Source organism: Stieleria sedimenti, assembly GCF_025060895.1.
GTDB lineage: Bacteria > Planctomycetota > Planctomycetia > Pirellulales > Pirellulaceae > Stieleria > Stieleria sedimenti.
The window spans coordinates 1-13,775 of the sequence record NZ_JANZKV010000362.1 but is presented as its reverse complement, the minus strand read 5'-3'; the positions used below and the strand labels follow the sequence as shown (position 1 = coordinate 13,775).

Genomic DNA, 13,775 nt, shown 5'->3' with positions numbered 1-13,775 from the left:
AGGGCATGCTATGCATGCCAGCGTCACGCACAGCGTGACCTACGCGGTAGACGCACGAGCTAGTTGGCCGCAGCGGCCAGCTTCGATGCCGCCGCCAATGCGTCGGCCTTGTCGGTGTTTTCCCACGTGAACGTGTCGCCTTCGCGTCCGAAGTGACCGCCTGCGGTGGTGACTTTGAACACGGGACGGCGCAATTTCAGGTGCTCGATGATCCCGGAGGGTGTCAGCGGGAAATGTTCCCGAACCAGTTCACACAGTCGCTCGTCGGGGACGGTTCCGGTTCCCTCGCTGTCGACGTGGACGCTGACGGGCTCGGTCACGCCGATCGCATAGGCCAGTTGGACTTCGCAGCGTTCGGCCAGTCCGGCTGCAACGATGTTCTTGGCGACATAGCGAGCCATGTAGGCGGCACTGCGGTCGACCTTTGTCGGATCCTTGCCGCTGAACGCGCCGCCGCCGTGACGTCCCCAGCCGCCGTAGGTATCGACGATGATCTTGCGTCCGGTCAGGCCGCAGTCGCCATGGGGGCCGCCGACGACGAATTTGCCGGTCGGGTTGATGTGATACTTGATGTCACCCTTGTCCATGCCTTCGGGCAGCGACGGCTTGATGACACTTTCGATGATGAACTCGCGGATCTCGTCGTTGGTGACGTCGGGATCGTGCTGGGCGCTGACGACCACGGTATCGACTCGGACGGGCGTATTCCCTTCGTACTCGACCGTCACCTGGGCCTTGTTATCCGGCCGCAACCAGCTGACTTCTTTGTTGAAGCGAGCCTCGGTGATGCGGTTGATGATGCGGTGCGAGAGTGCGATCGGCAGCGGCATCAATTCCGGGGTGTCCTTGCAGGCATAGCCGAACATCAGGCCCTGGTCTCCGGCACCGACGTCTTTTCCGCTGGCGTCGTCCGAATCAACGCCCTGGGCGATATCGGGGCTTTGGGTGTCGACCGAGACCATCACGGCACAGGTGTCGCCGCAGATCCCCATTTGATCGTCGGTATACCCGACCTCATTGATCGTTTGACGAACCACGTCGGCATAGTTGACCTTGGCCTTGGTGGAAATTTCGCCGGCGATGATTGCAACGCCGGTGGTCACCATGGTTTCGCAAGCAACGCGACTGTTGGGGTCCTCGGTGAACAGGGCGTCCAGGATGGCATCGGAAATCCGATCGGCCAACTTGTCAGGGTGGCCCATACTGACCGATTCGCTAGTAAACAAAAAACGAGCTTGGCTCACAGATTTACTCCAATAAGGGCGGTCTAACCGTCGGTCCGGAAATTCGGAGACGTCGGCGCCGGCGTGAAATCGTTACAATCTTGATCTAATAACGTAATTTGGAGAGGCCCTGCTGAGAACCGCCGGTGGCGAGTCTGGCAGCGGATTTGTCTCGGATCACAGGATACAGGACCAGCTTGAACGCAACGCCGCCCCGAAACGATTCGCCGCCTGCCAAGCTGGGGCCGGAAATCCCGCCTCATCCTACACCGCCGCTGCTGCTTTCTTTCGTGCTGCACTTGGTTTTACTGATCCTGATCGCGTGGGTGGCTTCCACCGCCCCTAAGGGCTCCGAGGGGATAAATGACCGCCAAATCGGGATCGCGGTGGTCCATCGGCTGCCCGATCGCGACCGCTACGATGAAGTCACCGCGGCCCCCAATGAAACGGTCCAAGAAGCCGTCGCGGACGCCTCCAGTGCGTCGGCCGCCGCGGCCCCACCGGCCGATCTGTCACCGCCGATCGATCTGCAAGGCATCTTATCGGCGATGCAATCGACCCCGGCCCCACAAAGCGGCAGCGGGATTGCCGGCGAGGTCAAGCTGGACGGTGACGCCTTCGGCGCTGGAGCGGGCACGTCCAGCCGATCGCCGTCCGGCCAACAAGCAACGGCAAAACTGTTCGGCGTCTCCGGCAGCGGGACGCGTTTCGTCTATGTCTTTGACCGCAGCGACAGCATGAACGGCTTCGGCGGCTTGCCGCTCCGAAGCGCCAAACGAGAATTGATCCGCAGCCTGCAATCGCTGTCCCCCCAGCAACAGTTCCAGATCATTTTCTACAACGAAAACGTCAAACCGTTTCAGCTGTCCGGGATGCCGATGACGATGGTTTCCGGAGAGCCGAACAACTTGAAACGGGCGCAACGTTACGTCGAAGCGATTCAAGCGTTCGGCGGCACCAAACACAAGGGCGCCTTGCTGATGGCCCTGCGACTTTCGCCGGACGTCGTATTCTTTCTCACCGACGCGCACATCCCGCGACTGTCCCAGTTGGAATTGAAGGTGGTGCAAGACCGCGCCGAACAAAGCGGGACGACGATTCACGCCATCGAATTCGGCAGCCGCGGCGGCCCCGCAGCGGATAGTTTCCTGAAAGACCTGGCCGCCATGAACCACGGGCAGTACCAATACGTCGACGTGCGGCAGCTGCGGTCCGATCCGGCGCAGCCGGCCGCCGCGGAACCTGGCGCCGACGAGGCACCCGCGCCGTGATCGCAGCCAGCCCCCGCCTCACCACGTGGACGCACCTGATCGCGGCCTGCCTGGTCACGCTGTCGGCCGCCGGATCCGCGACGGCAGAAGCCCAAACGCCGCCGACGGCCGAACCGCCGCATCGCGTCCGATTGGCGCCGCCGACGGAAACGATATCGAGCTCATCAGAGCGTTGGTACCCGCGACCGATGAGCACGCTGCGTGGAACGATCCAAACCTACGACGCCGAGCAACTGGCCATCCTACTCGACGGGCAAAGCGTGATCACGCGTGTTTCATCGGCCCGCGTCGTCGCGGTCGACCTGACCCGAGTTCCACCCGATCAAGCCGCTGCGCTGGAGTTGTTCCGTCAAGGAGACTTCGGCGCCGCACTGCCCGCCTTGGTCCGCAGCATCAGCGATCACGACGCCTCCAGCCGGCCTCCCGTCTGGCGGCAACAATGGCTCTCGATGATGGCCGCCCAAGCAGCGATGCGCGGCGGACGGGGCGACATCGCATTGGAACTGGTCAGCCAACTCGACGCCCGCCCCCTGCCGACGACGACACTGGCGATCCTGCCGATCGATTGGACCGGAACGATCGGCGGCGAGGAGTCCATCGTCCAGATTGCCGCCCAACACGCCGCGTCGGATTCGCTGGCGGTCAAGCTGGTCGTGGCCAGCTGGTTGCTACGATCACCCAAGTATCGCGGTGCGGCAGAAGCTGCGTTGACGCGTTTAGCCGATCAGGGCAAGCGAAAACGGATTGCATCACTCGCCAAACAGCTGACCTATCGCACCCAACCGCCGCCCGCCATCGACGCCAATCTGATCCGCATCGAAAGTGAAATCGAAGCGTTGCCGATGGCTCTGCGGACCGCCCCGATGATCTCCTTGCTGAATCTGGTCCGTCAATCGGGACGGAAGGATGCGGCGAAACGATGGAACCTGACCCTGGAACTGGCCGCACCGACCTGGCATCCGGATCTGGCGGCCAGCGTCGCAGGGCCGTAGGGGGTGCCTTGCAACTGCTATTCGTTGCGGAAAACAGGTAAGACGATCATGGAAAGCACTGCCAACTGATTTCGCCAATTTTCCTACCTCCAAAATCTTCCTACCTTTCCACCGAGACACCATGCCCCGTCAAGCCGGTGGGAATCAGGGGAGCGATGGCAAAATAATTCGGGGCAGAATGATGGATCGTCACAGGCTGGCGCCAAACGGCTGATCCCGAGAAGAATCCAAGGAATTCAAACCGGCATGCCCGACCGTGAGACGATCGAGACGATTTTCCTGGAGGCCGTCGAACTGCCGGCGGACCAGCTTGCCCCGTTCCTCGATCAGCGATGCGGTGATGACGAGCCGCTGCGGGACGCGGTGATGGAGCTGATCCGAGCGGATCGGCAAGCCGGCGACGGGGCGTTTCTACGGTCCGATCTCTTTACGAACGACGGCCGTGATGATGCCGCGACTCCGATTGTCGAAGGGCCGACCAACGACGACACGGATCGATTCCGAATCTTCCGTGCCTATCGCCAGGGAGGACTCGGCGAAGTCCTGTTGGCCCATGACCGACAACTCGATCGCGACGTGGCGATCAAGCAAATCAAACCGCGCTGGGCCGGCAACGAGGAAGCAAGGCAGCGTTTCGTTCAAGAAGCCAAGGTGACCGGTCGGCTGGAACACCCGGGCATCGTGCCCGTCTATGCGATGGGCACCTGGCCGGATGGACAACATTATTACGCGATGCGGTTTATCGAAGGCGACACGATGAAAGACACCATCGATCGCTACCATCGACCGCCGCAACCCTCCGACTCCGCCGACGCCAAAGGGCTGCAACTGCGTGAGCTGCTGTCACGATTCGTCGATGTGTGCAACACGATTCAATACGCCCACAGCAAGCGTGTCCTGCATCGCGACATCAAGCCGTCCAACATCATGGTCGGCCCCTATGGTGAAACGCTGGTCGTCGATTGGGGGCTGGCCAAATTGCTGGACGAACCGGTCGACGAATCGATGACGGCCGACCTGGCCCGAGCGTTTGCCCAGGGAAGCGGGTCCACGCCCACACGCCTCGGCGGCACCGTGGGCACGCCGCAATACATGAGCCCCGAACAAGCCCAAGGAAAACTGGAGTCCATCGGCACGCGGACAGATGTTTATTTGCTGGGCGCAACCCTGTACCAAATCCTGACCGGCCGCCCGCCACATCAGGATGATTCCGTCTCTCGGCTGTTGAAAAAAATCGCCGCAGGAACATTGACCCGGCCACGCCAAATCGCGGCCGACATCGCGCCGCCGCTGGAGTCGATCTGTTTGAAAGCGATGGCCACCGACCCCACCGACCGTTACGCCGATCCGAACCACATCGCCGACGACGTCAATCGCTGGATGGCCGATCAAGCGGTATCGATTCACAAGGATTCCGTTTCGGTTCGCGTGAATCGCTGGATGCGACGACACCGCACCGTCACCAGTACCCTTGCCGCGACGTTTCTGCTGTTGGCGATCGGCGGCGTCCTCGGGTCGATCCTGTGGAATGTGGCGAACGTTCGAAAACTGCAAGCCGAACAGGAACGGCGGAGCAAGCGTCTGGAACTCGAAGCCAAAGACCGACAACGGCTCGCGGAGTTGCAAACCACCGCCGACGCCGCGGAGAATCTGGCCGCGATCGAGCTGTCGCGCGATCGATACACCTCCGCGTTGGACGTCTTGAAGAACACCCTGCCGGGTGTGCGATCCGAACCGCGACTGATCGAACAAGCCGATCGAATCGAACAGAAAGCGAATCGCATCGAGGCGCTCGTCGATTTTTACACCCTCGCCGAAACCGTCGAGCAACAAAACGTCCTGAGTCGAGACACCAAAGCCCTGTTGGCCTGCACCACCGCCCTGAAACGACTGGGCATCTGGGACCGCGCCGATTGGTGGACCGGGCTGCCCGATCAAGACCTTTCGGCTGAACAAATCGATCGCCTTCGATGGGACGTTTATCAGCAGTTGATGTTGATGGATGCCATGCTGGTCAAATCGATCGGTGTCCGACTGACCGGCGAAGGTCGCGTCGGAGGCCCGAGCGCGTTGCTGCGCGCCGCCGGTCGATTGCTGACGACCAATGCCGGCAAAGCCGAAGCGAAAGCGGCGCTGGTGGTCAGTGACCGCATCGATCGGTTTCGACTGTCCGAATCCACCCGCTTGTATCGATCGATCGCAAACATGCGACTGGGCACAGGCGCGCGATTGCAAGGAAAGGATTTGGGACAAACACGCAACGGCGCCGATGCGCACTCCCTGGCCGTGCTCAGCATGATCGCCGCGATCGACCCCAGCTTTGAATTGGTCTTTCGCGGCTATCAAGGTGACGACGCACTGCTCACCGCGCGTGATCTGTTCGGGCGCTCGGCCGCCCTGGGCCCGAATTACTACGGAACCCATTTGGGCCTTGGGCAAGTCCACTATTTGATCGCCCAGCGGAGCGGTGTCGAGCATCCCGACGATCTGCAATGGGAAGACTTGGCACCCGCGCTGCACGCCTTCGGTCAGTGCATCACGTTGTTGCCCCAGCGCTGCTTTGCCTTTGCCGATCGTTCCAGCGTGTATCGTTGGCAGGCCCAGCTGATCGCCGACGACGAACGTTACAGTCCGGCCGAACGTCAGCGTCGCGCGACCGAACGGTTGCAATGGAGTCTCGAGGACGCCCAGCGTGCGATGCAGTCTTACGACCTTCACCCCTGGGTCGGATGGCAGGCCGGCCAGGCCTTCGCCGAACTGTCGCAAGTCGATCGAGCCCTGCGGCTTTGGATCCAAACCGCCATCGATACGTATCCCCTGGGAGAAATTGCCGACGTGCGTTTTGTCGCCGTCGACGACCTGCGGGGACGGGCACAGATCGGCGACTGGTTGCAACAACAACTCGCTCGCCCCGAATCGCAAATTCGTTTCAACCTGGTCGATGGCTTCACCGCATTGGCCGGCGTCCGACTCAATCAAGCCCGCCAGGACGAGGCGCTCGCGGCGATCGAATCGGCGCTGGCCATCGATCCGAACAACCTCGACGCGCGAGCGATCCGTGGCATGATCTTATTGAGCGAGCGAGCGATGGAAGCGGCGGTGTTCGATTTCCAGGCGGTCTGCGATGCCGATCCCGATCATCCGTTCGGGTCCTTCGGCCTGGCGCAGTGCTGGGAGAACAAAGGGCGATGGAGCGAAGCAGCGGCGATGTTTTTGGTCGCCGAGCGGGCCGCACTGACCGGCGAAAATCAGGCTGCCGCCGCCCTGGGACATTGCCGCACCGCAGCGTTGTCCGGCGACTTGGTCGCCGCGGAGGCGGCCGTCGGACGCGCGATCGATGTCGAACCCGCCTGCGATCTACTCTCCACCGTTCGCTCCATCACGACCGAACTGAGTCAACGAAAACGCACCTCGCGCGTCGACGAAACGCAAGTCGTCGCTCTGGAAACGTTGATCAAATCGCTCGCCAAGCTGCCCCGGGCGACCAAGATCGAAGTGATGCCCGCCGCCGACCCCCGACAAACGACCGCGGCCTCGATCCTCAATGGCGGCTTCGAACTCGATTCGATCCGCTACTGGAATTCCGTTTCCGGCGCGAAGTGGGAAACCACTCCGGGTTTTGCGTCTTCCGCCGCAGTCAGCCCAGACGCGCACTCGGGAAACCGTTCGCTGAAGATCACCGCGACCGCGGCTGACCCCGACGCTGTCACCAACCCCTCGGGCCGAACCGGCCAAGCGTTTTCCGTCGTTGCCGGTCAGCGCTACCGACTCTCTTGTTGGGCCAAAGCCGAACGACTGGCCGCCGGTGCGATGCGAATCGTAGGCCCCGCCGACGAGACACTGATCGAGTTTGATTCCGGCAGCTATGACTGGCGCCGGGTGGCGGCGCCGTTGATCGTGACGCAAACCGCCGACGGCCGACGCGTTGCCGCCGGCACCATCGTCCCGGTCCGAATCCAGATCGTCGCCAGCGGGGACGGGACGCTGTGGCTGGACGAGTTTTCGTGCCAGAGCACGCCGTAGCCGTAGCGTTGTTTAGTCGCGCAGTGGTCCGTCAATTGCTAAATGTCATGCAACTGTCTTCGTATCCCGAAAGGGATTCCAGCACTTAGCCGGCGGTCGAGCGCAGCGAACACCGCCGGGGTCGGACTTTTTTCAGGTTTTGTTTCAGGGGTTTCACCGCGACTGCCGCAGGGTCGTGTGTCAGGCAACTCACCCGATTCAAAACACACTCTACCCCCGCAAAACCATGAAACGTCAAACCCTTTGCACCATCGCTGCCGCCACCCTGTTCACCCTCGCATTGTCGGCTTCGCCGGCTGAAGTTTCCGCCCAATCGGCTGGATCTTGGGTCGACATCGCCCGCGGACGTGTCGGAGCCGGCGCCAACGCCGACGGCATGATCCAAATCGCCAAGTCCCGCAGCAGTTCGAAAAACGGCGTCGATTTCGGTCACGGGTTCGCACTCGGAGCCGGCCCCAATGGGCTCGCCATCAGCAACTCGATCGGTGTCGGCGGCGGCCAAGCCGGGGCGGCCCACAACGTTCAACTGAATATCGGACGCGGCGGTGCCCACGTCAGCCACGGCGGAGTGGTCACCCAGGGCGGCAACCGACGCGTGATCAGCGGCGGACACACCGGCACGTCGGGCGGCCAAGTCTACGGCGGCAGCCATTCGACCGGCTACGGACAACACACCAAGGCCTACTCCAAAAGCCACACGCGACAGTGGGGTGGTCAGGTTTATCAAGGTCAGGTTTATCAAGGGCAACCCAACGCGACCAGTTCCCGGACGATGCCCGCCCGAGTCATCCGCGGCGGCGGAATTCGAATGTTCGGCCGCTGATCGAAACACAACCGCAACCAAGCCTCCGACCCACGGTCGGGGGCTTTTTTGCGTTGGCCAGCGTCCCGCCAACGACGTCTCCCTCCCTGGCAGCATCGTTCTTTCGTCACCCTCCCTGGCAGGGAGGGTCGAGCGAAGCGAGGGGAGGGTCGAACGGATGTCGCTGAGCGATCCCAAGCCATATAGACCCTCCCCGCGTCGTCGTAAACTCCTCCGCGACCCTCCCAGAGGGAGGGTGACTTCGACTCGCCGCCAAACAAATCCCCCCGCTTTCGTTTCCAATCCCGACTCCATTTTCAGGACCGTTCCCATGACCCTTCGATTCTTCAGCGGCAGCGCCGCAACCCTGCTCGTCGCGTTTGCCGTCTTCGCCCAGTCGCCACCTGCGGCCACCGAGCCGGAACCGGAACTGACGCTCCAACCCGTGCCGACATTGTTGCGTCTGCATCTGCCCATCCTGGGTGAAAAACGCGGGGTGCTGGTCGAGGCGGTCGCCGCGGGGTCGGCCGCGGCCGGCACCGGACTGCGTGCCGGCGACATCATCCTGGAAGCCGGTGGGCGAGCCGTCATCACGGGCGATGCACTCCAGCAGCCGGACCCGGCGTTTCCGCTCGTGGTGCTGCGCCGCGGCCGCGCGCAGGTGTTGCACCCGGCGGCCATGGAAAACCGGTTCCCTGAGCGGATGTTTGGCCCCCCGATGCCGGGCAATCGATCGACCGGAACCAGCGTCAGCTCTTCGGCGATCAGTTCCGGTTCTGGCAGTCGCGCCGTTTCGGTCAGTCGTGCCGGAGACCAGATCGCGATCGAAATGTCGTTGCCGGAAATGGCCGAGGGCCCGATCCGATTTCGAGGCACGGCGGCGGAAATCGAGCAACAACTGGGACAGAGCACGCTCGGCGAAGCGGTCAAACGCGAGGTCCGAACGGTGCTCCGTCAGTCTCGCTAGGGTGGTGACCCGTCGGGCGGTCAACGTCATGCGGGGCATTCAACTCGTTCCAAGGCTCCGCCTTGGAACGCCAGACCGGCGTGGCCGCTCGCCACGCGCCGATGGAGGTCGGGAGGCGGGAACCAGGGGGATGTCTGGGCGTCCCCACGGATTCCCGGCTGCTTTTTATCCGTGGGTTCGCGCTGCCATCCGTGGGCACAATCCAATCCGGCTTTCACGTCGTTCCGAGCTCCGCCTCCAGAACGCGCCGGCGGGGCCGGCGAGGGTGGCAAGCGGGATGCTTACCCCACTTTGCCCTGTTCCCAGACGGGAGCCTGGGAACAAGGGGAAGGAGAAAAGTTTTCGAAAATCGTTCAGGGGTTTGACGGGTCGCGACGCAGGTGTCTGGTGAAGGCCGAAAACACTGGCCGCCACAAACTTTACCCAGCTCGTTGACCCTCTTGTCCACTAGGAACAGACCCATGAAACGCTTCGCAACCACCTTCGCCGTTGTCGCCATCCTCGCCACCGCTGCATTCACCGGCAACGCCCACGCCCAAGTCTCCGCGTCCAGCTACTCGACCGGCGGCACCGCCATCTCGAGTGCCTACGGACGAGGCAACACCCGCCTGAATTCCTCGGCGGTCGCCAGCGGCGGCGGCTACGCCCGATCGACGATGACCGGCAGCGGAGTCAACGGCGGTTTCGCCAGCGGCAACAGCCGCGCCGTTTCTCACGGCGGTGTCGCGATCAGCAACGGCAACTCGTCGGCCAACGGCTGGGGTGCCCGCTCACACTCCAATTCCTACGCTCGCACCGTCGGCGGATTTGCCCGCAGCAACAGCAACGCCGTCGCCAACGGCAACTGGGCCGACGCCCGCTCCAATGCCGTCACCCGAACCTGGGGCACCTACGGCAGTTCGTCGTCCGAAGCGATCGACAATCGCCAATCCTCCAATCCGGGCTACCCCGTTTACCCGACCAACACGCCCAGCTACACCGGCGGCAACTACAGCAGCGGAACGACGGCGTCGGTCTACCAAAACTCGACACCACGAGCGACGGTCTTCCGCAGCCGTAGCGTCCGACGCGGCTGGTGAAACAATCGCCGAAATCATTTCTCCCGGCCTCGCACCGATCTCGGTGCGGGGTTTCTTTGTCAGCTAAGCTTCAATCAACGGCTTTCGGCTTCAGACGATCTTTCGGCACCCACACGACTCCGGACGAATGCACTCCAACAAAGTGCTCCATCCCCTGCGACCCCACTCTGCGACCCCCACACCAAACTCAATTCCTAAGGACGATCCCATGTCTGCCCCCAATCCGAACCCCCATCCGGCCGTGGACGTGATCGTCGAGCAAGCCCTGCACGATCAAGTTCCCCGTCGCGATTTTCTGCGTCGACTGGTCGTCGCCGGTCTGTCTTCCGCAGCCGCCTACAAGGTGCTCGACGAAACCACTGCGTCGGCACAGTCCGGTGGCTCAGGACGCCTGACCACCTTTGCACTCGGTGAAGAAGGCAACCCACCCGGCCTGCCGCCACAAACTCGCCCGCCGAATCAGCAAGCGACTACCCTTGCGGTCGGCGAAGAAACGTCCAAGCCACCGACACCCCGAATCACCACCAAGGCCGTCGGCGAGGAATCGTCCCAGCCACCGGCCAATCAAATCACCACCTACGCGGTCGGCGAAGAATCGTCCAAGCCACCGGCGCCTCAGATCACCACCAAGGCCGTCGGTGAAGAGTCGACCAAGCCGCCGACCCCTCGGCCGACAACCTATGCAGTCGGCGAAGAGTCGATCCAGCCGCCGACGACGCTGTCCTACGGACTGGGTGAAGACGGACGGCGTGCGACGACGTTGGCCGTGGGTGAAGAAGGCCAACCGACGCCCAACCCCATCACGACCAACCGCTCCGGCGAAGAGTCTCAGGTGACGACCCATGTGGTGGGTGAAGAATCCAACCGCACGCCGAATGCCACCACACTGGCCTGGGGCGAAGAAGGCTCGATCAAGAAGCCGCAATTCAAGGTTCCCTCAAGTCCCTTCCAAAACATCCCTCGGCCGTGGAAAAACTTTCGCCGTTGGTAAGTGGTCCCTAAAATGAACGCGCGCAACACAGACCTGGTGATCGTCGGCGGTGAATCCGACCCCAACACCCAACGCATCGTCGACCAAGCCCACCTGCGCGGCGTCGATTATTTTTTCTGGGACACCGACCGCCCGAGAGCTCGCCAGATCGCCTGGGATTTCCAAACGCCCGAAATTGATTTCGGCGACGTGCCGGTGCGGCCTGCAGCGATGTTCCTGCGTTTCAACGTGTTTGATTCCGACGCGGTCGCCAATCACGCCGCCTACGACGTCGCCGAATCGTTTGCATTGGCTTGGCCAAACATTCGATTGCTCAACCGAAGCACCGTCGGCGATGGAAACAACAAGTCACGCAATTTGGTCCGCGCCCGCGACTGTGGGTTTGTGATTCCACAAACCACCGTCCTGGGTGACCTCTCGCCACTGGAAACGATTCCCGATCCCGAATCCAAAATCATCAAACCGCTCGCCGGCGGCGACCACGCCTTCATCGCCGGCGATGTCATCGCTGACCCCTCGCGGCTCCCCGGGCTCGCGCCGCAATTCGTCCAAGAGCGACTCGACGGTGAAAACGTGCGGGTCTTCTCGATCGGCGGAAACCTGCACGCGTTTCACCTGCAAACGACCGAAATTGATTACCGAACCGACGACAACGTGGTCGTCCACGCGATCGATGTCCCGGTGGAACTCGCCCCGGCGATCGATCAATTGGTCGAACAAATCGGTTTCGATTACTGCGCGTTGGACTTCCGCTGCCGAGACGGATTTCACGATCCGGTGTTCTTGGAAATCAACTCGTTCCCGATGTTCGTGGCATTCGACGACGCCTGCGAAAACAAACTTGCCGACGCAATTTTGGAGTTTTTGGTCTGAAAGAGTACACTGCCGATTGGCTTTCACCGCTATTTGCAAGGTCGGCAGGAATGAATCAGCCCCCCAACGACGTCTCGATGATGCTGCGTGAACTCGGACGCGGCAACGATTCCGTCAAAGAACAACTGTTCGAACAACTCCAAAGCGAACTTCGACAGATGGCTTCGGCGCTGATGCGTCGCGAGCGGAGCGACCACACGCTGCAGGCCACGGCGCTGGTCAACGAAGCCTGCATTCGGTTGCTCGATTCCGATGCGATCGGCAACGCGACCGACCGGCGCTATTTCTTCGCCGCCGCCAACCGCGCGATGCGTCAGATCTTGATCGACCACGCGCGACGACGCAACACCACCAAACGTGGCGGGGAATATCAACGCGGTTCGCTGGACGTCGTGCTGGAAAATTTTGAAAACAGCAACGGCTGCCGATTCGAAGACTTGGAAGCGTCTCTGGAAGTGCTCGAAAAAGACTCGCCGCGGCAGCGCGAAGTCGTCGAGTTGCGGTTCTTCTCGGGATTGTCGATTCCCGAAACCGCCGAAGTCTTGGGCGTCAGCGAGGGGACCGTCGAACGCGATTGGAGACTGGCCCGCGCGAAGTTGTATCAGCAACTGCGTGAGGAATAGAACGCCATACCCACCGCTGGCGCGGGCCTACGTGTTGGTGTGCAGGCTTTAGCCGCCCGGTGTCGCTGCTCCGCAGCGAGTGGGAACGCCTAAAGGCTAGAATAAATCCTGCTGCTGCGATGACCCTTCCGGCAATTCGATTCGCTCGACGCACTCCGGCACGTCGTTGCGGGGACTGTTGACGATCTTTGACACAGGAAAGGCGGTCAGCAGATTCGCAGGCGCCGGTCGCAGCAACGCGCGCAGCGAACTCGGATCGTCGAGATCCGGTTCCAGCCATGCTGCTTGCCCGTCGGTATCCAGGACCACAGGCATCCGATCATGAATCGACCGTGTCGTCTCGTTGGCGGCCGTGGTCAAAATGGTAAACGTTTCGATCGGCTGGTCGTCACCATGAATCTTGCGGTTGCGTTCCCAGAGACCGGCCAACGCCAGCACGCCGCCATCGACGGGCTCGATCAGGTAAGGCTGTTTGCCATCAGCCGTCTTCATCCACTCGTAGTAACCGTCGGCGGGGATCAGACAGCGTCGACAGGCAAACGCTTTCTTGAACGACGGCTTTTCGTGCACCGTCTCGCTACGGGCGTTGATCATCCGATTGCCGATCGCCAAATCGTCGGCCCATGACGGGACCAGACCCCAACGCAGCATCACCCACTCGCGACGTGGGCCATCGGCGGCGGCCCGGATGCAGGACACCTGCTGGGTCGGCGCGATGTTGTACCGCGCCGTGCTTTCATACTCGGCGGCCTTGACGCCGATCTCGTCTTGCGACCACAGCGGCAAAAACTCTTGCGTCCAAGCGGCCGCGGGAGTGCGAAGATTGATGCGACCACACACGATTGGGCAACTCTTAAAAGGAAGCGAGTGCTTTGACAACTTTTAAACGAAGGGTGCCTGACTCAAATGGCGCGGGCATAAGTGTTGGTGT

General features: G+C 61.9%; 11 protein-coding genes. 9 read left to right on the top strand and 2 right to left on the bottom strand.

What is annotated here, in order from left to right:
- Positions 1-59 precede the first annotated feature (59 nt).
- On the bottom strand, positions 60-1,244 hold the full coding sequence (gene metK / locus NZK35_RS33785; RefSeq protein ID WP_095737435.1) for a methionine adenosyltransferase: 1,185 nt from the start codon (positions 1,242-1,244) through the stop codon (positions 60-62).
- 176 nt (positions 1,245-1,420) lie between these two features.
- Here metK and NZK35_RS33780 point away from each other — a divergent pair, with 176 nt between their 5' ends.
- The 9 genes from NZK35_RS33780 to NZK35_RS33740 all read left to right on the top strand — a co-directional run bounded on the left by NZK35_RS33780 (position 1,421) and on the right by NZK35_RS33740 (position 12,844).
- Positions 1,421-2,494, top strand: coding sequence for a vWA domain-containing protein (locus tag NZK35_RS33780; RefSeq protein WP_259636940.1), 1,074 nt, complete (start codon positions 1,421-1,423; stop codon positions 2,492-2,494).
- Positions 2,491-3,486: a hypothetical protein gene (locus NZK35_RS33775; protein ID WP_259636939.1), complete on the top strand. Its 996-nt coding sequence runs from the start codon at positions 2,491-2,493 to the stop codon at positions 3,484-3,486. Before NZK35_RS33780 ends, NZK35_RS33775 begins: the two co-directional genes overlap by 4 nt.
- Positions 3,487-3,732: 246 nt before the next feature.
- Complete coding sequence (locus NZK35_RS33770) at positions 3,733-7,509, top strand: protein kinase domain-containing protein (RefSeq protein ID WP_259636938.1); 3,777 nt, start codon at positions 3,733-3,735, stop codon at positions 7,507-7,509.
- A gap of 226 nt (positions 7,510-7,735) precedes the next feature.
- Complete coding sequence (locus NZK35_RS33765) at positions 7,736-8,332, top strand: hypothetical protein (RefSeq protein ID WP_259636937.1); 597 nt, start codon at positions 7,736-7,738, stop codon at positions 8,330-8,332.
- 310 nt (positions 8,333-8,642) lie between these two features.
- Positions 8,643-9,278 carry a PDZ domain-containing protein gene (locus NZK35_RS33760; RefSeq protein WP_259636936.1) on the top strand — a complete coding sequence of 212 codons (636 nt, stop codon included), beginning with the start codon at positions 8,643-8,645 and terminating at the stop codon, positions 9,276-9,278.
- A 461-nt stretch (positions 9,279-9,739) separates the two neighbouring features.
- Positions 9,740-10,357, top strand: a complete 618-nt coding sequence (locus tag NZK35_RS33755; protein ID WP_259636935.1) for a hypothetical protein — start codon at positions 9,740-9,742, stop codon at positions 10,355-10,357.
- 208 nt (positions 10,358-10,565) lie between these two features.
- Complete coding sequence (locus NZK35_RS33750; RefSeq protein ID WP_259636934.1) at positions 10,566-11,348, top strand: hypothetical protein; 783 nt, start codon at positions 10,566-10,568, stop codon at positions 11,346-11,348.
- Positions 11,349-11,360: 12 nt separating this feature from the next.
- Positions 11,361-12,221: an ATP-grasp domain-containing protein gene (locus NZK35_RS33745; protein ID WP_259636933.1), complete on the top strand. Its 861-nt coding sequence runs from the start codon at positions 11,361-11,363 to the stop codon at positions 12,219-12,221.
- Between the two features lie 50 nt (positions 12,222-12,271).
- Entirely contained in the window at positions 12,272-12,844 is a 573-nt protein-coding gene (locus tag NZK35_RS33740; RefSeq protein WP_145391480.1) for a sigma-70 family RNA polymerase sigma factor, read from the top strand.
- A 96-nt stretch (positions 12,845-12,940) separates the two neighbouring features.
- Here NZK35_RS33740 and NZK35_RS33735 read toward each other — a convergent pair whose 3' ends face one another.
- On the bottom strand, positions 12,941-13,684 hold the full coding sequence (locus NZK35_RS33735; RefSeq protein WP_259636932.1) for an SOS response-associated peptidase: 744 nt from the start codon (positions 13,682-13,684) through the stop codon (positions 12,941-12,943).
- Between the last annotated feature and the right edge of the window lie 91 nt (positions 13,685-13,775).